The organism is Gilliamella sp. ESL0232, assembly GCF_013346885.1.
Taxonomy (GTDB): domain Bacteria; phylum Pseudomonadota; class Gammaproteobacteria; order Enterobacterales; family Orbaceae; genus Gilliamella; species Gilliamella bombi.
In genome coordinates, this window is the sequence record NZ_JAAEDW010000004.1 from 179,805 (window position 1) to 195,597 (window position 15,793).

The window sequence follows — 15,793 nt, forward strand, 5'->3', positions numbered from 1 at the left end:
TCTTAATAGCTTGGCACATTGTTGTGCCAAGTTTCTGTTATAATGCTTCTTCATAATTAACCACAATAATAATCGCACAATATGCTAGAACTTACTGATCAAGAATTGTTTCGTTATGATAGACAAATCACATTGCGTGATTTTGATATTGATAAACAGCAAATATTGAAAAACAGTTCAGCACTGATCATTGGTTTAGGCGGACTTGGTTGCGCTGCATCACTCTATTTAGCGGCATCAGGTTTAGGCAAATTAACGTTAGTTGATTTTGACACCATATCAAAATCCAACTTAAATCGACAAATCTTATATACCGAAAGCTTTATTAATCAATACAAAGTCGAGGTGGCAAAAGAGGCCTTAACCAATATAAATGCCAATACGTTAATTGAAACAGTAAATCAGCGACTTGATGATAATAAGCTTATTTCACTTATTAAACAACATGATATTGTCATAGACTGTACGGATAACCTAGTGACACGAGAGCAAATTAACCGCTGTTGCTTTCAAGTAAAAAAAACGTTAGTTTCTGGAGCGGCAATCCGTATGGAGGGGTTATTAAGTGTATTTACATACCAACCTAATGAACCCTGTTATCACTGTTTAAGTCGCTTATTTGGTAAAGATCAACTCACTTGTGTTGAGACCGGCGTCATGGCTCCGCTTGTTGGAATGTTTGGTTCCATGCAAGCCTTAGAAGCGATAAAAGTGTTAACTCAATATGGAAAACCATTAATTGGTCGTGTATTAATGACTGATACAATGACAATGGAGTTTAGCCAAGTTAAATTTACCAAACAACCTAATTGTCCCGTTTGTGGTAATGGTAATACCAATCAGGTTTCTCAATGAAAATTAATCGAATTATTTTAGCTCCTATGGAGGGAGTACTGGATTATCAAGTCAGGCAACTTTTAACTGAAATTAACCAATTTGATTATTGTGTTACAGAATTTATCAGAGTGACCCATCACAAATTATCAAATAGGACTTTCTATCGCCTATGTCCTGAACTTTACAATAATGGAAAAACCGAATCTGACACGCCAGTTCGTGTCCAAATTTTAGGACAGTCACCAGAGTGGATGGCTGAAAATGCTATTAAAGCTATCGAATTAGGTTCTTATGGTATAGATATCAATTTTGGTTGCCCAGCCAAAACTGTAGTTGGCAGCCACGGTGGCGCTTATTTATTACAATATCCAGAGCAGATATTTAATATTGTCAGCCAGGTACGACAAGCTATAGGTACAACAAATAAATTATCAGTCAAAATTCGCTTAGGTTGGGATAATAAATCGCATTGTCACGAAATTGCCAACGCAATTGAACTTGCCGGAGCCAACGAAATAGCAATTCACGGAAGGACCAAAGAAGACGGCTATAAATCCGAAAAAATAGATTGGCAAACAATAGGCCAAATCAAACAGCACTTAAAAATTCCTGTTATTGCTAATGGTGAAATTTTCTCTATTGCAGATGCAAAAAATTGCATAAGCCAAAGCCAAACTAATGACATTATGCTAGGGCGCGGTATTTTAACTATTCCAAACCTAGCTAATATGATACGAACTGAGCAATCAGCATTAAATTGGCAACAAGTGATGGAAATTTTAATTCACTATGCAACATCATCTATTGATAGTGCTAAACCGCTTTATCACTCTGCTCGCATCAAACAATGGCTTGCTTACTTAAAACGGCACTATGTTCAAGCGTCAGAAGTCTTACAAAACATTAGAACACTCAAATCACAACAAGAAATTTGTCAATTTTTAACAAATGACAATAAAAATAATACATAAATGTCGTGGCTATTTATCCAACAACTAAATAAGGTACATTACATATTACCAATAAAATATAATCTATTTAGCTGATATTAAAAGATTAATTAATGTTAATCAGAAAAGGTTATATGTGGTTCTACTTTTCCATAAAAAACGTTCAGGTAGAGCATTGATTTTATTTAATTTTTTTATTTTAAAGAAAAATCAATCATTTATTCAATATTAGACAGAGCCTGATTAGGCATTTCACAAGTATTGATAAAAAGTATAATATATAGCACTATTTAAATTATCGAAATATCAATTCAACCATAAAGATAACATCATGCAAAAGTTTAATGTCAAAACCTTTCAGGGGTTAATTCTTACGTTACAAGACTACTGGGCTAATCAGGGATGCACTGTGATTCAGCCTTTGGATATGGAAGTCGGTGCGGGAACGTCTCACCCGATGACTTGCCTACGAGCGCTTGGGCCAGAACCTATTAATGCAGCTTATGTTCAACCATCTCGCCGCCCAACCGATGGCCGCTATGGTGAGAATCCAAACAGGCTTCAGCATTATTATCAATTTCAAGTTATCTTAAAACCTTCTCCTGATAATATTCAAGAGCTTTATTTAGGTTCGTTAAAACAATTAGGTCTTGATCCAACTGTTAATGATATCCGTTTTGTTGAAGATAATTGGGAAAACCCAACCCTTGGTGCTTGGGGGCTTGGATGGGAAGTTTGGTTAAATGGTATGGAAGTAACCCAATTTACTTACTTTCAACAAGTTGGTGGGCTTGAATGTAAACCAGTTACTGGTGAAATCACTTATGGACTTGAACGCTTAGCAATGTATATTCAAGGCGTGGATAGTGTTTATGATTTGGTTTGGAGTGATGGAGCATTTGGTAAAACAACCTATGGTGATGTGTTCCATCAAAACGAAGTTGAGCAGTCCACTTATAATTTTGAATACGCCAATGTTGAATTTTTATTTTATTGTTTTGAACAACACGAAAAAGAAGCCAAGTTTTTGCTTGAGTTAGAAAAACCACTACCACTACCTGCTTATGAACGCATCTTAAAAGCGGCCCACTGTTTTAATTTACTTGATGCTCGTAAAGCGATTTCAGTAACTGAGCGACAACGTTATATTTTGCGCATCAGAACATTAACCAAAATGGTGGCGGAAGCCTATTACGCATCTCGCGAAGCACTTGGCTTCCCTATGTGCCAAAATTCACAATCTAACGAAAGTGCATCAAAGTAGGAATTAGAAGATTATGCAAAAAACATTTTTAGTGGAAATTGGTACCGAAGAGTTACCACCCAAATCACTCCGCACGTTAGCAGAAAGCTTTGCGGCTAATTTTATACAACAGCTTGATAATGCCAATTTGGAACATGGTGAAGTGCTTTGGTATGCATCGCCTCGCCGTTTAGCATTAAAAGTTTTAAATTTGAATGATACGCAACCCGATAGCCAAATAGTTAAACGTGGTCCTGCGGTCAGCGCAGCCTTTGATGCCAATGGAAATGCAACTAAAGCTGCTGAGGGTTGGGCTCGTGGTTGTGGTATTACAGTTGATCAGGCTGAGCGTATACAAACTGATAAAGGTGAATGGCTTTCTTATACTCAAAATCAAAAAGGTCAGCCAGTTGTTAATTTGTTATGTGATATGGTTAAAACCGCATTAAGCAAATTACCTATCCCTAAACCAATGCGTTGGGCGGCTCGCCAAGTTGAATTTATTCGTCCATGTCATACTGTTACCATGTTGTATGGTGATGAGCTTGTGCCTGGTACGATTTTAGAGATTAAATCAGATCGTATTATTCGTGGCCATCGTTTTATGGGTGAACAAGAGTTCACTATTGATAATGCAGACCAGTATCCTGAAATTTTGGAACAACGTGGTAAGGTAATTGCTGACTACGATAAACGTAAATCTATTATTAAACAACAAGCTGAAGAAGAAGCTGCAAAATTAAATGGTAAAGCAGATTTAACAGATAATTTGCTTGAAGAAGTTTCCTCTCTAGTTGAATGGCCTGTTGTGTTAACTGCTAAATTTGAGGAGCGATTTTTAGAGGTTCCTGCTGAATCATTGGTTTATACCATGAAAGGCGATCAAAAATACTTTCCTGTTTATGATAAACAAGGCAAATTATTACCAAACTTTATTTTTGTGGCTAATATTGAGTCAAAAGATCCACAAGTTGTAATTTCGGGTAATGAGAAAGTGGTTCGCCCTCGCCTTGCCGATGCTGAATTCTTTTATCAAACTGATTTAAAACAACGTTTAGAAGACCGTTTGCCTCGTCTTGAAACAGTTTTATTTCAACAACAGCTTGGAACAGTTAAGGATAAAGCAATTCGCATTGAATCGTTATCTGGCTTTATTGCCGATAAAATTGGGGCTGATGTTGAGCAAGCCAAACGAGCGGGCAAATTAACAAAATGCGATTTAGTGACTAATACTGTTTTTGAATTCCCTGAAACACAAGGTATTATGGGACGTTATTTGGCCCTTAAAGATGGCGAAAGTATTGAAGTTGCAACCGCCATTGAAGAACAATATAAACCGCGTTTTGCTGGTGATGAATTACCAAGTACTGCTGTTTCTTGTTCAGTTTCTATCGCTGAAAAATTGGATACTTTAGCTGGCATTTTTGGTATTGGTCAGCATCCTAAGGGTGATAAAGATCCTTTTGCATTGCGTCGCGCTGCTATTGGTGTTTTACGTATTATTGTTGAAAAGGCACTGCCTTTAGATCTAGTCGAATTAGCCAATTATGCCGCATCATTATATGGCGATAAGCTTAATAATAAAAACGTAGTTGACGATATTGTTAATTTTATGCAGGGTCGTTTCCGAGCTTGGTATCAAGAACAAGGCTTTGCAATTGATACGATTCAAGCAGTTTTAGCACTTAATCCAACTAAACCCGCTGATTTTGATGCACGCGTTAAGGCAGTCACTCACTTTAGAACCTTGCCCGAAGCCTCGTCATTAGCCGAAGCTAATAAGCGTGTGTCAAATATTTTATCTAAAATTGAGGTTACTATTCCTGAGCAGATCAATGCAGCCTTGCTAGAGACAGGCGCAGAAGGTGAATTAGCTAAAAAATTGGCAATTTTAACCGATAAACTTTCACCGTATTTTAGTGAAAGCCGTTATCAAGATGCGTTAATTGAATTATCGTCATTAAAAGAGACGGTAAATACATTTTTTGATTCAGTCATGGTTATGGTTGACAATGAAGTTATTAGACTTAATCGATTAGCGCTTTTGAAAAAGCTACAAAATTTATTCTTAAAAGTTGCGGATATTTCATTATTGCAAGCTTAATTTACGAATTTAATCATTCAAAAATAATAGTGGTAACTAAATCAGTTACCACATATAAGGAACTTACATAGAAATGCAAAAAAAAATCTCTTTTTCTTTAATTTTTATACAAACATGCAATTTTATTCGTAATCGCATTACGCAATTTGTTCTTGTTAGTCTAACGCTAGCTTTAATTCATGCGTTTTTTAATTCTTTCTTTGACAAACAAAATCTAGCTGAACAAATCTATTTTTCACAAAATTTAACTAACTATGTTTTATTCGTGATGTTGACATTACTAATTAGCATTATTTTAAAAGCAATTAGTATAGCAACTATTTCTAACCTTTATATCAGCGATAAACTTAATTTAAATCTATTACTATCTAAAGCGTTATCAAATACATTAAAAATTATTCTTTTTTATCTTATCATTGGAGTCTTTATATTTTTAGTCTCATTTATGTTATCTATAGTACTTATTAGTTTAAATTTGCTTTTACCTAAAGAACTTATTTTTATATTAATTTTTTTAGTACTACTGATTCCAATTCTAATTTTAATTATCTTTTGTAACTTCTTTTTTGCTTCGCTGGTTGAACCTGGTCAAAACAATATTCTTGACTCACTTTCATTAAGCATTCAGTCATCAAAAACCCAGTGGCGCTCAGCTATTTTGATGGTATTAATCTTCCTTGCATTTGTGATGGTTTTTACTCAATTAGCTATTGCGTTCGATAGTGACAATTTTGTCCTTGATACCATCTTCTCTTTCTGTAGTATCTTTTTTGATATTTTTGTTACTAGCTTTTTCTATCGTCTTTATACGCTAGCAAATAGTGCCTCTAACTCAGCAGCACCGTCTACTAGCAATGATGATAAAAATAAAGAAGACCACTAATTAATTCTTTAATTGTTATTCATTTCCTTACCAACTCTATTTTGGTAAGGATATCGCTTACCATATACTATTTTGATTTAACTAAATCTATTGGATAAAAGCTATGACTCCAGCAATTGATTTACTTAAAAAGCTAAAAATCAAATTTAATATCCACCAATATAAACACGATCCCAACCAAACTAACTACGGGCAAGAAGCGGTTAATAAACTTGATCCCAGTTTGAATGTTACAGCTACACAGGTATTTAAAACTTTGATTGTAAGTTTAAACGGTAATAATAAGACGTTAGCGGTTTGTGTATTGCCCGTCGATAGACATTTGGATCTTAAAAAAGTCGCAAAAGCACTAAAATGTAAAAAAATAGATTTAGCTGATCCTAATTTAGCTCAAAAGGTAACAGGTTATTTGGTGGGAGGAATTAGTCCATTCGGTCAAAAACAACAACTACCCACACTCATTGATTTAAGTGCAAGTGAGCACACAACAATGTTTATATCAGGCGGGCGAAGAGGATTAGAAATTGAAATTGCGCCTCAAGATTTGATTGATATATTACAAGCGAAATGGGTTGAAATAACCACTTAAAATTATTAGTAATATAATTTTAATTTGGTTCTAATACTACTTATAAACAAGAAAAAGCGAAAGCAATTTGCCTTAAAATAATGTATTTTTATTGAGTTGATAAGGTCATAAGACTATACCCTATGACCTAATACTTCTATCAATCAAGTTGACAGTAAGAAAAAGCAACTTATTTGATTGCTTCTTTTAAAGTTTTACCTGATACGAATGCTGGTACTTTACTTGCTGCAATTTTAATTTCTTTACCAGTTTTTGGATTACGACCAGTACGAGCTTTACGAGAATTAACTTTAAATGTACCAAAACCAACTAATTGAACTGGCTCACCAGCTTTCAATGATTCAGTAATAGCGGCTAATGTAGCTTCCAACGCCGTTTTTGCAGCTACTTTGGTAATATCAGCTTTGCTAGCAATAGCGTCGACAAGTTCTGTTTTATTCATGGGTATATCCTTACATATTATTTTATTGTTAAAGTTAACATTATAAACGAAGCTAAAACTTAATATTTTAGCGTCGTTACTGTAAACGTTGCTTAGATTACATTGCTGTTAAATGTAGTCTATATTTGTCCAATATTAAAGAAAAATTTAATAAAAATTTTAAAAATTACACTTTAAACGCCTTGATAGCTCAAAAAAACACCAATATTACTAGTTCCCGCTGCTCGAATTTCATCTTTCAAGCCTTTTATCAACTCATTCATTTCATTATTTTCTTCGCGTAGCAATCGAAATATTTCCCACTGCAAATCGAATTCATCTATAACACTAGGCAAAGTTTGTTGTTCATCTTCTGAAAGATTAACATTTGTTTTGGTCATTTCAAATTCAGCAACTGTAGTTGCTGATATACTACTGACTTTAGCTGTATGTTCAGCGATTTCACCACTCAAGTAAGAGTGTAAGACCTCACCAAGTGCATGACAAGCATCGATGGCTGGATAAACCATATAAGGACTATCATCAGTTACAGTTGGAATAATGAGTTCTAATTTCTCAAGCTGTAAATCAAAATTGATTTTTACATCTTCAACTAATAGTGATTCCCAAACTAAATCCAGTATTTTTTTATAATTTTTAGCATCATCTTCATGATGTTGTTGATGACAATAAAAAACAAAGTTGGGATACATTCGTTCACATAAGCAGACCATAAATAGACGTTGTTTCCATTGTGGTAACTTTTCTAGCCTTAATTGAACAGGATTTTTAATCATGATGAAACCTTTTTGATAGTCGATGTACCGCTTCAATCAAATACTGTACATTCTCTACAGGGATATCTTGGTGAATACCATGCCCTAAATTAAAAACATGCCCATTGTGATAGCCATATTCATTAAGAACGGCCTCTACGTTGGATTCAATTGTTTGCTTTCCTGCATATAAAACGGAAGGATCTAAATTCCCTTGTACTGCTATTTTCCCTTTTTGAGTAATCTGGCTTAAATTTACAGTCCAATCCACTCCCACCGCATCACAACCTGTATTAATAATACGATCAAGCCATATTCCTCCTCCTTTAGTAAATAAAGTAACAGGAATGTACGAGGTTATATCTTGACTTTTTTTACCTTGTTTTAATTGCGATAAGATCTGTTGCATATAGTCAAGTGAAAATGTTTGATAGCTTTGATGACTTAATACGCCGCCCCAAGTATCAAAAATCATAATCGATTGTGCTCCCGCTTGAATTTGTGCATTTAAATATAATGCGATACTGTTTGCTAGTTTTTCAAGTAGTTGATGCAACGCTTTGGGCTCACTATAAAGCATCTTTTTAATTTTGGTGAATGCTTTGCTACTGCCCCCTTCAATCATGTAGGTGGCTAGTGTCCATGGGCTTCCCGAAAAACCAATTAGTGGAACTTTACCATTGAGTTCTTTTTTTGTTAATCGAATCGCATCCATCACATATTTAAGTGATTGCTCTGGATCTGGGATGGGTAATTGTTCAATATCTGATATGCAAGATATCGATTTTTTAAATTTAGGTCCTTCACCCGATTCAAAATATAAGCCAAGCCCCATAGCATCAGGGATTGTTAAAATATCAGAGAAAATAATAGCAGCATCAAGCTCAAATCGTTGTAATGGTTGTAAGGTGACCTCACAAGCTAATTCTGGCGTTTGACACATCGTCATAAAATCACCCGCTTTTGATCTTAATTGACGATACTCAGGTAAATAACGACCAGCCTGTCGCATCATCCAAACTGGTGTATAGTCTACAGGCAAACATTGTAAAGCTCGTAAATAACGATCATTTTTTAATTGGCTCATATCTTCAGCTCTTTAAATATAGACTTTATTTTGTTAAAAAGTTTCAGGTAAGTATTTGTTTCAGTATAAAAATCACTTAATTTATCTATTATTTGTGATCTAAATCCTGAGGCTATGATAATGTTTGTTGTGCATAACGAATCAAGGTTTCAGAGATATTTTGCATTACACTACTTTCAGGAGCAAAACGATGCCAATATAGCATACGTCTTTGATATAACCCATCAGTTAAATTAATTAATTCACCATTTTTTAATTCTTGCTCAACTTGCAACTTTGGTAACATACAGCAGGCCGAACCTTGTTTAGCTAATTGCACAAAAGCTTCAGATGAACTAGTGATATGGCAAATTACACTACCTGGCGTAAGGTTAAAGTTTTCTTGTAAGAAGGCCTGATGCATATCATCTAAATGATCGAATGCAACAGCAGGCGCTTTTAATAAAGATGATCGAGTTACCCCAGTTGGAAAGTACTTTTTAGCAAAATCAGGTGAAGCCACAAAAATATAGTCTAAAGCACCTAATAAATCAGACAAGCAACCTGGTAAAGGATTAGCTTGAATGCTAATCGCACCAACTACTGTCCCTAAACGCAATAATTCTAACGTATGTTCTTCATCTTTGACTTGAATATCAAAACGTAAGATATTTTTATCTAAAACTGGTTTTAACGCAGGTAAAAACCAAGTTGCTAAAGAATCAGCATTAATCGCAATAGATAACGACAACGGTGTGGCATTTTGCTCGTTATCACCTAACCATTGCTGTTCTAATAATTCAACTTGATGTAATAAGCCAAGCAGGTGCTCACCTTGTTTGGTTGCTTTCGGAGGAATGGTCCTAACTAGCAGTTGTTGACCAAAAAAGCTTTCTAATTGTTTGATACGTTGCGAAACCGCAGGTTGTGTAATACACAATTTATCAGCAGCTCTTTCAAATCCTCGTTCCTTTATCACCGCATCTAATGCTTGTAACGCTCTATAATCTGGACGCTTCATAATCTCTTTATTAATGATTTGATCATTGCTCAAATATTTAATCTACTTTAATATCGTAATAAGTTTTAAACCTATCACAAAGTTGATTTAATTCTTAAAATCCTAATGATTTTTGCTTTCTAATTGGGTACTATGCCATATCTTCAACAATTTTGCTTTCAAAATTTTATTTTTTTTAAGAAAAATTATCCTCAAAATAGGGGTGATATTATGACACAAGACGAATTAAAAAAGGCCGTAGGCTGGTCAGCCTTAAAATTTATCAAACCTGATTCTTTTATTGGTGTAGGAACAGGCTCTACTGCATCCCATTTTATTGATGCATTAGCTACAATAAAAGATCAAATCAAAGGTACTGTATCTAGTTCGGAAGCATCCACCCAAAAATTAAAAAGCTATGGTATTCCTGTTCTCGATTGTAATGAAGTCGATTATTTGGATGTCTATGTCGATGGTGCAGATGAAATTAATCACCAGTTGCAAATGATTAAAGGAGGTGGCGCAGCTTTAACACGCGAAAAAATTGTTTCAGCCATAGCTAAACAATTTATTTGTATTGTTGATGAATCAAAAGTTGTTGATGTATTAGGTAAATTCCCATTACCGGTTGAAGTAATCCCAATGGCTCGTTCATATGTTGCTCGTGAGTTATATAAGCTGGGCGGTAAACCAATATATCGTCAAGGCGTTATAACTGACAATGGTAATGTGATTTTAGATATTCATGATCTTGTCATTACCAAACCAATGGAGCTTGAAAACCGAATTAATAGCATTGCAGGTGTGGTTACTGTTGGATTATTTGCCAATAAAGGCGCTGATATTGCGCTTGTTGGATGCAGTACGGGTGTAAAAGAGCTGAGATAAAATCATTTACTACAATAAAGTTAATAATGGTATTTAATTATAAGTACCAATTTGTATGCTGAAGGAAAGAGAGGAAATAATGGTTATTCAAACTTTAACCAAAGATGAAAATAAGTTTTTATTACTTGAGGGAGTTCATCCTAGCGCAATTGAAATATTAAAATCCGCCGGCTTTACCAATATTGAATATCATAAAAGCGCATTATCGCCTGAAGAACTTAAGCAAGCTCTGAAAGATGTCCGGTTTATTGGGATCCGGTCAAGAACACAATTAACTAAGGACATTATCGATTCTGCACCTAAACTTGCTGGCATTGGCTGTTTTTGTATAGGTACCAACCAAGTTGATCTTGATGCAGCGACAGTAAAAGGGATTCCTGTTTTTAATGCACCATTTTCAAATACGCGATCTGTAGCAGAACTAGTATTAGCCGAAGCAATATTATTACTTCGTCGAGTACCAGATGCAAATGCTAAAGCACACCGAGGAAAATGGAATAAGATTGCGACAGGTTCACACGAAGCTCGTGGTAAAAATTTGGGTATTATTGGTTATGGGCATATTGGTAGCCAACTAAGTATTTTGGCTGAATCGTTAGGGATGAATGTTTATTTTTATGATATTGAAACAAAACTACCTTTAGGTAATGCTAAACAAGTTTCAACAATGAAAGAATTACTAGCAATAAGCGATATTGTTTCAATGCATGTGCCAGAAAATCCAACAACCATCAAAATGATTAGTGATAACGAAATTGATGCAATGAAACAAGACGCAATTTTAATCAATGCTTCACGCGGTAAAGTTATCGATCTTGAGGCTTTAACTAAAGCTTTGAAAGCCAAAAAACTCAGTGGGGCAGCTATTGATGTTTTTCCAACAGAACCTGCTAGTAACAACGACCCTTTTGAATCTCCATTATGTCAATTTGATAATGTAATTATTACTCCGCATATCGGTGGTTCAACTAGCGAAGCACAAGAAAATATTGGGATTGAGGTCGCAAGTAAACTAGCTAAATATTCTGATACTGGTGCAACACTTTCAGCAGTTAATTTTCCTGAAGCCTCTTTACCTATTCCAGCTAAAGGCTCTAGTCGTTTTATTAATATTCATCGTAACCAACCTGGTGTTCTAACTGCTATCAATACGTTATTCGCTGAACAAGGGCTTAATATTTCAGCACAATATTTACAAACTGATCCTCAGATTGGTTATGTTGTTATTGATATCGATAGAGTTAAACAAAGTAAGGCTGAAGAGTTGTTATCTAAACTGAAAAACGTGCCAGGAACAATTCGTGCTAGATTGTTATTTTAAGGTGATAAGTCGGTACGCTTGTTAGCCACTCAGCTTTAGCGGGTTTTTAATTTTGAGTAAATTAAATTTGTTTTGTTAATAATTTGCATCACTCAAATAGATTCCCGCTAATGCAACATTTAAACAATGCTATTTTTTATTCTTTATCAATTACGTCTACTTTAATGACTTTGATGCCTCGTTGTATGAGTGCTTCATAATATTTGTCATCTAATTTATTGTCGGTGATGATGGTATCAACAGCATTTAAGTCACACACAACATTAGGACTACGCCTGCCAAACTTGGTTGAGTCAGCTAATAATATTAATTTTGCCGCAGCTTTACTCATGGCAACACTGCCGTGATAGCTTTCATTAAATGTTGTCACGCCCCCTACTAAATCAATCCCATCGGCCCCCATAAATAGTTTATCAAAAGTGTAAGATTCAAATATGGCCGCAGTTGATGCACTGTTACTGTGAAAAGAGGCCGATTTACGGCGAAAAGTGCCACCTGATAAGATAATAGTATGATCATTATTATGTGCAACAAGTTCATTTACAATGTGTAAGCTGTTAGTCATAATAGTCAAATTATTGAAACTTGTCAGTATAGGAATCATCTGAGCAACAGTACTTCCAGAGTCAAAAATAATTGAGTCACCTTCGTGGATCAATTTAACTGCTTCGCATGCAATTGATTTTTTAGATGCAATGTTAATATAAGTTTTATGATCAATAGCTCTATCACCAATTTCACGGTTTAACATGGCGCCGCCGTAAGTACGTAAAACTAGACCACTTTGGCTGAGTTGAGTGAGATCTTTACGAATTGTAGTTCCAGTCGTTTTGAAATACTCAACTAATTCATCAATACTAACTTGCCCATTATTTTGCAAGTATTCTAAAATAGCTGTTTGTCGTTGCCTTACTTTCATATTATGATTCCATCATTATTAGTATATAGGAAATTTTATTTTGCAAACCATTATACTTTATAATGAAAGAAATTACTTTTCAAAATAAAAGATAATTATTAATTTTTTGCTGTTAAGGCAACAATCAACGCACTTTGTGATATTACGTCGTTTGGAAATATTTTTTCAGGGATTATTTCTGATACAGATAAGCCATGGAGCTGGGAAATAGATTTAGGCAATGCAAATACCGTGATCCCTTTCATTATAATAGAATCAATCACAACTTTATTTTCATCTAATGAAATTGCGATTAATACTCTTGGTCTAAATCGTTTACTTTTACTACGACCAACACCTAAGTAGCAACCTTTTTTTAAAGCTAGAAACGCTTTATTGAAACGACGAATTTGAAACCAACTAAAAATAATTTGAATACACCAAGCAATAAGCGCTATAGCAATTAGAGTAGTCGTCATATTTAATATTTTTCCATTTTTTAAGCTAGAATAAAAAGTGCGATAAGTTTAAATTAACTTTCGCACTTTATTTTAACTAGAACATCACTTGTCCACCAGTAATGTTGATTGATTGCCCTGTGCAATATGATGCTTTATCACTTGCATAAAATAGCAATACGTCAAGTACATCTTGATAATCACAACCTCGTTTTAAGGGAACTTTATCAATATAAACTTGTTCCACTTGGTTTTCAGGAATACCTAATTTTTTAGCATACTGTGGTATTAACGATTGGAACATAGGGGATTTTAATAAGTTACCTAACATTAATGAGTTTACAGTAATACCACAATCAGCAAGATCTAGGGCAAGTGATTGTGTTAACCCTACCCCACCAAATTTGGCTGCGCTGTATCCTGAATTATGTTTGCTACCCACTTTTCCAGATTTCGAATTGATTTGGATAATACGACCAGCGGTATTATGTTTTACCATTAATTTTGCAAATTCACGCGCACATAAGAAATAACCAGTTAAGTTGACATCAACCGATAATTGAAAATCACTTAATGCAAAACTGGTAATTGGAGCTGCACGTGCAATTCCTGCACTGTAGACTAATAAGTCAGCATGTTTAAATGTAGCTTCAACGTCTTGTGCTAACTTGATGACACTATCTTCTTTGGTTGCATCAACAACAAAGCCTTTTGCCGTGCTAGCGCCATGTTTTTGATTTATTTCATCTGCAACTTTGTTTGCATTAGCGGCATTCAAATCTGCAACGGCAACTTTGTATCCAGCATCAGCGATACCTTTACATAAGAATTCACCAAGAGTTTGTCCGCCACCTATAACAACTGCTACTTGTTTCATTTTTTATGTTCCTTAATCATTTACAATTCTAATTTCATCACCCACAAAAAGCTGACTTGGAGTTTCGCCTTCTATATGAATGGTTCCTGGTAATTCGGCTTGATTATTACTATCAAATTTTAATGTGATATGACCTAATTCACGGAAATTAACACTAGCAACATCACCCACCGCGGTAATTTTGTAACTCTGTTTACCTAGATAAATGGTCTGCCCAACTTGTAAATCTTGTTTTAAATCATCATGACTATGCACAAAACAATAATCCGCTAAATCTGCTGGTGCTCCAGTTTTAAACAGGATTAACATACCATCAGTTAATGCATCTTGAGCAAACTCACCAATTTGACTAATTTTTGATTGATAGATAATATTTGACATCATTAACCTTCTTATTTCTTGCTTTCACTTAATCCAAGCTTTTTATTTTTAACGTTAGTTTAAAATGGGATGGAACCATCCCATTTTTTAGACAATCTATTGATAGATAAATAACGATACCGCCCATGCAACTAATACTGTTGGCGCACCGGTTAAAAAGCGGCTAACTAACACCGATGGTACCCCTACTCGAACTGTATCTTGTTTAGCTTCAGCAAGTGATAAACCAACCGGAATAAAGTCGCATGCTGCTTGTGCATTAATGGCAAACAATGCTGGCAATGCTAAATGCGGTGGAATATTACCAAGTCCAATTTGAACACCAACTAATGTCCCAATAACTTGAGCAATAACCGCACCAGGACCTAAGAATGGGGAAAGTAATGGAAATGAACAAATTAAGGCTAAAATAACCAATCCAAGCGGATTGTTTGCCAGTGGTACTAGCCCATGCGCAATAAAGTTACCCAATCCAGATGCAATGATGATACCAATTAGTGCCGATACAAACGCCATAAAAGGAAGTATTGTTTTCAGTACAGTGTCAATTGTATCTCGGCCAGCTTGGAAGAAGACAGCAACGCCAGAACCCATACCGATACCAATTCTTGCTAACAAACCATCGCTTTGTTCAGTAATTTTTTTGCTGCTGTCATAATCTTTAAATTCAGACGATTTATCGTTTGTTGCTGGTTCGCTTACAACATCGCCTTCTTTTTCTATTAGTTTGATATTGTGAGGTTTTACCGCAGAAACATAAATATCTTCAACAATATATTGAGCCAGAGGGCCTGATTTACCTGTGGCATGAATATTGATAGTTGGTATACGATTTTTTGGATAAATTCCACAACGTAATGTTCCTCCACAATCAATCACAGCAACGCCAATTTCATCTTTAGGCGGCTCACCATCTTTAAAACCATCAATAGCTTCCCAACCTGTTAGATCAACTAAAGTGTCAACTATGGCTGGACGAGTACCTGCTGCAATATAAACAATTTTTTTACCAGCAATAACTGGAAGTTCCAAAGGTCCACCCCAACCTGCTTCGCCTTTTTCAATGTGGATAAATTTTGCCATTTTTTATATTCCTTATTT

At 35.1% G+C, this 15,793-nt stretch carries 17 protein-coding genes; 8 read left to right on the forward strand and 9 right to left on the reverse strand.

All coding sequences use genetic code 11. From position 1 onward, the window contains the following. Positions 1 to 81: 81 nt before the first annotated feature. The 6 genes from GYW75_RS06225 (at position 82) to ybaK (ending at position 6,606) form a co-directional block, all read left to right on the forward strand. Entirely contained in the window at positions 82 to 855 is a 774-nt protein-coding gene (locus GYW75_RS06225) for a molybdopterin-synthase adenylyltransferase MoeB (RefSeq protein WP_174798795.1), read from the forward strand. Beyond that, the gene (dusC, locus tag GYW75_RS06230; RefSeq protein WP_174798796.1) at positions 852 to 1,808 is read left to right on the forward strand and encodes a tRNA dihydrouridine(16) synthase DusC; all 957 of its coding nucleotides are present in this window, start codon (positions 852 to 854) and stop codon (positions 1,806 to 1,808) included. Before GYW75_RS06225 ends, dusC begins: the two co-directional genes overlap by 4 nt. A gap of 310 nt (positions 1,809 to 2,118) precedes the next feature. Further along, on the forward strand, positions 2,119 to 3,051 hold the full coding sequence (gene glyQ, locus GYW75_RS06235; RefSeq protein WP_034912362.1) for a glycine--tRNA ligase subunit alpha: 933 nt from the start codon (positions 2,119 to 2,121) through the stop codon (positions 3,049 to 3,051). Positions 3,052 to 3,061: 10 nt separating this feature from the next. After that, positions 3,062 to 5,134 carry a glycine--tRNA ligase subunit beta gene (glyS, locus tag GYW75_RS06240; protein ID WP_085165161.1) on the forward strand — a complete coding sequence of 691 codons (2,073 nt, stop codon included), beginning with the start codon at positions 3,062 to 3,064 and terminating at the stop codon, positions 5,132 to 5,134. A 73-nt stretch (positions 5,135 to 5,207) separates the two neighbouring features. Further along, positions 5,208 to 6,017: a hypothetical protein gene (locus GYW75_RS06245; protein WP_085165163.1), complete on the forward strand. Its 810-nt coding sequence runs from the start codon at positions 5,208 to 5,210 to the stop codon at positions 6,015 to 6,017. Between the two features lie 103 nt (positions 6,018 to 6,120). Beyond that, positions 6,121 to 6,606, forward strand: coding sequence for a Cys-tRNA(Pro) deacylase (gene ybaK, locus GYW75_RS06250; protein ID WP_174798797.1), 486 nt, complete (start codon positions 6,121 to 6,123; stop codon positions 6,604 to 6,606). 169 nt (positions 6,607 to 6,775) lie between these two features. Here the strand turns inward: ybaK and GYW75_RS06255 are convergent, their stop codons facing one another. From GYW75_RS06255 to GYW75_RS06270, 4 genes are all read right to left on the reverse strand, one after another. Continuing rightward, positions 6,776 to 7,048: an HU family DNA-binding protein gene (locus GYW75_RS06255; protein ID WP_034912351.1), complete on the reverse strand. Its 273-nt coding sequence runs from the start codon at positions 7,046 to 7,048 to the stop codon at positions 6,776 to 6,778. Positions 7,049 to 7,221: 173 nt separating this feature from the next. After that, positions 7,222 to 7,824, reverse strand: a complete 603-nt coding sequence (locus GYW75_RS06260; RefSeq protein WP_174798798.1) for a YjaG family protein — start codon at positions 7,822 to 7,824, stop codon at positions 7,222 to 7,224. Then, positions 7,817 to 8,890 carry a uroporphyrinogen decarboxylase gene (gene hemE / locus GYW75_RS06265; RefSeq protein ID WP_174798799.1) on the reverse strand — a complete coding sequence of 358 codons (1,074 nt, stop codon included), beginning with the start codon at positions 8,888 to 8,890 and terminating at the stop codon, positions 7,817 to 7,819. The genes GYW75_RS06260 and hemE overlap by 8 nt, the downstream gene beginning before the upstream one ends. Positions 8,891 to 9,002: 112 nt before the next feature. Further along, entirely contained in the window at positions 9,003 to 9,890 is an 888-nt protein-coding gene (locus GYW75_RS06270) for a LysR family transcriptional regulator ArgP (protein ID WP_065590287.1), read from the reverse strand. A 210-nt stretch (positions 9,891 to 10,100) separates the two neighbouring features. On the opposite strand from GYW75_RS06270, the gene rpiA reads away from it, so the two are divergent. Together rpiA and serA are read left to right on the forward strand one after the other, a co-directional pair. Next, a complete protein-coding gene (rpiA, locus tag GYW75_RS06275; protein WP_174798800.1) occupies positions 10,101 to 10,757 on the forward strand; it encodes a ribose-5-phosphate isomerase RpiA in 657 nt (218 codons plus the stop codon). A 79-nt stretch (positions 10,758 to 10,836) separates the two neighbouring features. Then, entirely contained in the window at positions 10,837 to 12,078 is a 1,242-nt protein-coding gene (serA, locus tag GYW75_RS06280; protein WP_174798801.1) for a phosphoglycerate dehydrogenase, read from the forward strand. Positions 12,079 to 12,214: 136 nt separating this feature from the next. On the opposite strand, the gene srlR is transcribed toward serA, so the two are convergent. The 5 genes from srlR to srlE all read right to left on the reverse strand — a co-directional run bounded on the left by srlR (position 12,215) and on the right by srlE (position 15,775). Continuing rightward, a complete protein-coding gene (gene srlR, locus GYW75_RS06285; protein WP_065590284.1) occupies positions 12,215 to 12,997 on the reverse strand; it encodes a glucitol operon DNA-binding transcriptional repressor SrlR in 783 nt (260 codons plus the stop codon). 98 nt (positions 12,998 to 13,095) lie between these two features. Then, positions 13,096 to 13,455, reverse strand: coding sequence for a transcriptional regulator GutM (gutM, locus tag GYW75_RS06290; RefSeq protein ID WP_174798802.1), 360 nt, complete (start codon positions 13,453 to 13,455; stop codon positions 13,096 to 13,098). A 76-nt stretch (positions 13,456 to 13,531) separates the two neighbouring features. Then, a complete protein-coding gene (srlD, locus tag GYW75_RS06295; protein ID WP_174798803.1) occupies positions 13,532 to 14,311 on the reverse strand; it encodes a sorbitol-6-phosphate dehydrogenase in 780 nt (259 codons plus the stop codon). A 12-nt stretch (positions 14,312 to 14,323) separates the two neighbouring features. After that, on the reverse strand, positions 14,324 to 14,692 hold the full coding sequence (locus GYW75_RS06300; protein WP_065590281.1) for a PTS glucitol/sorbitol transporter subunit IIA: 369 nt from the start codon (positions 14,690 to 14,692) through the stop codon (positions 14,324 to 14,326). Positions 14,693 to 14,788: 96 nt separating this feature from the next. Next, positions 14,789 to 15,775, reverse strand: coding sequence for a PTS glucitol/sorbitol transporter subunit IIB (gene srlE / locus GYW75_RS06305; RefSeq protein ID WP_174798804.1), 987 nt, complete (start codon positions 15,773 to 15,775; stop codon positions 14,789 to 14,791). Between the last annotated feature and the right edge of the window lie 18 nt (positions 15,776 to 15,793).

Excerpts from the sequence above, each read along its gene's own strand:
- gutM (WP_174798802.1), bottom strand. The coding sequence starts at position 13,455 with ATGACGACTACTCTAATTGCTATAGCGCTTATTGCTTGGTGTATTCAA.
- ybaK (WP_174798797.1), top strand. The coding sequence starts at position 6,121 with ATGACTCCAGCAATTGATTTACTTAAAAAGCTAAAAATCAAATTTAAT.
- glyQ (WP_034912362.1), top strand. The coding sequence starts at position 2,119 with ATGCAAAAGTTTAATGTCAAAACCTTTCAGGGGTTAATTCTTACGTTA.
- srlE (WP_174798804.1), bottom strand. The coding sequence starts at position 15,775 with ATGGCAAAATTTATCCACATTGAAAAAGGCGAAGCAGGTTGGGGTGGA.
- GYW75_RS06270 (WP_065590287.1), bottom strand. The coding sequence starts at position 9,890 with ATGAAGCGTCCAGATTATAGAGCGTTACAAGCATTAGATGCGGTGATA.
- GYW75_RS06300 (WP_065590281.1), bottom strand. The coding sequence starts at position 14,692 with ATGTCAAATATTATCTATCAATCAAAAATTAGTCAAATTGGTGAGTTT.
- GYW75_RS06225 (WP_174798795.1), top strand. The coding sequence starts at position 82 with ATGCTAGAACTTACTGATCAAGAATTGTTTCGTTATGATAGACAAATC.
- GYW75_RS06260 (WP_174798798.1), bottom strand. The coding sequence starts at position 7,824 with ATGATTAAAAATCCTGTTCAATTAAGGCTAGAAAAGTTACCACAATGG.
- srlD (WP_174798803.1), bottom strand. The coding sequence starts at position 14,311 with ATGAAACAAGTAGCAGTTGTTATAGGTGGCGGACAAACTCTTGGTGAA.
- srlR (WP_065590284.1), bottom strand. The coding sequence starts at position 12,997 with ATGAAAGTAAGGCAACGACAAACAGCTATTTTAGAATACTTGCAAAAT.
- GYW75_RS06245 (WP_085165163.1), top strand. The coding sequence starts at position 5,208 with ATGCAAAAAAAAATCTCTTTTTCTTTAATTTTTATACAAACATGCAAT.
- rpiA (WP_174798800.1), top strand. The coding sequence starts at position 10,101 with ATGACACAAGACGAATTAAAAAAGGCCGTAGGCTGGTCAGCCTTAAAA.
- dusC (WP_174798796.1), top strand. The coding sequence starts at position 852 with ATGAAAATTAATCGAATTATTTTAGCTCCTATGGAGGGAGTACTGGAT.
- GYW75_RS06255 (WP_034912351.1), bottom strand. The coding sequence starts at position 7,048 with ATGAATAAAACAGAACTTGTCGACGCTATTGCTAGCAAAGCTGATATT.
- hemE (WP_174798799.1), bottom strand. The coding sequence starts at position 8,890 with ATGAGCCAATTAAAAAATGATCGTTATTTACGAGCTTTACAATGTTTG.
- serA (WP_174798801.1), top strand. The coding sequence starts at position 10,837 with ATGGTTATTCAAACTTTAACCAAAGATGAAAATAAGTTTTTATTACTT.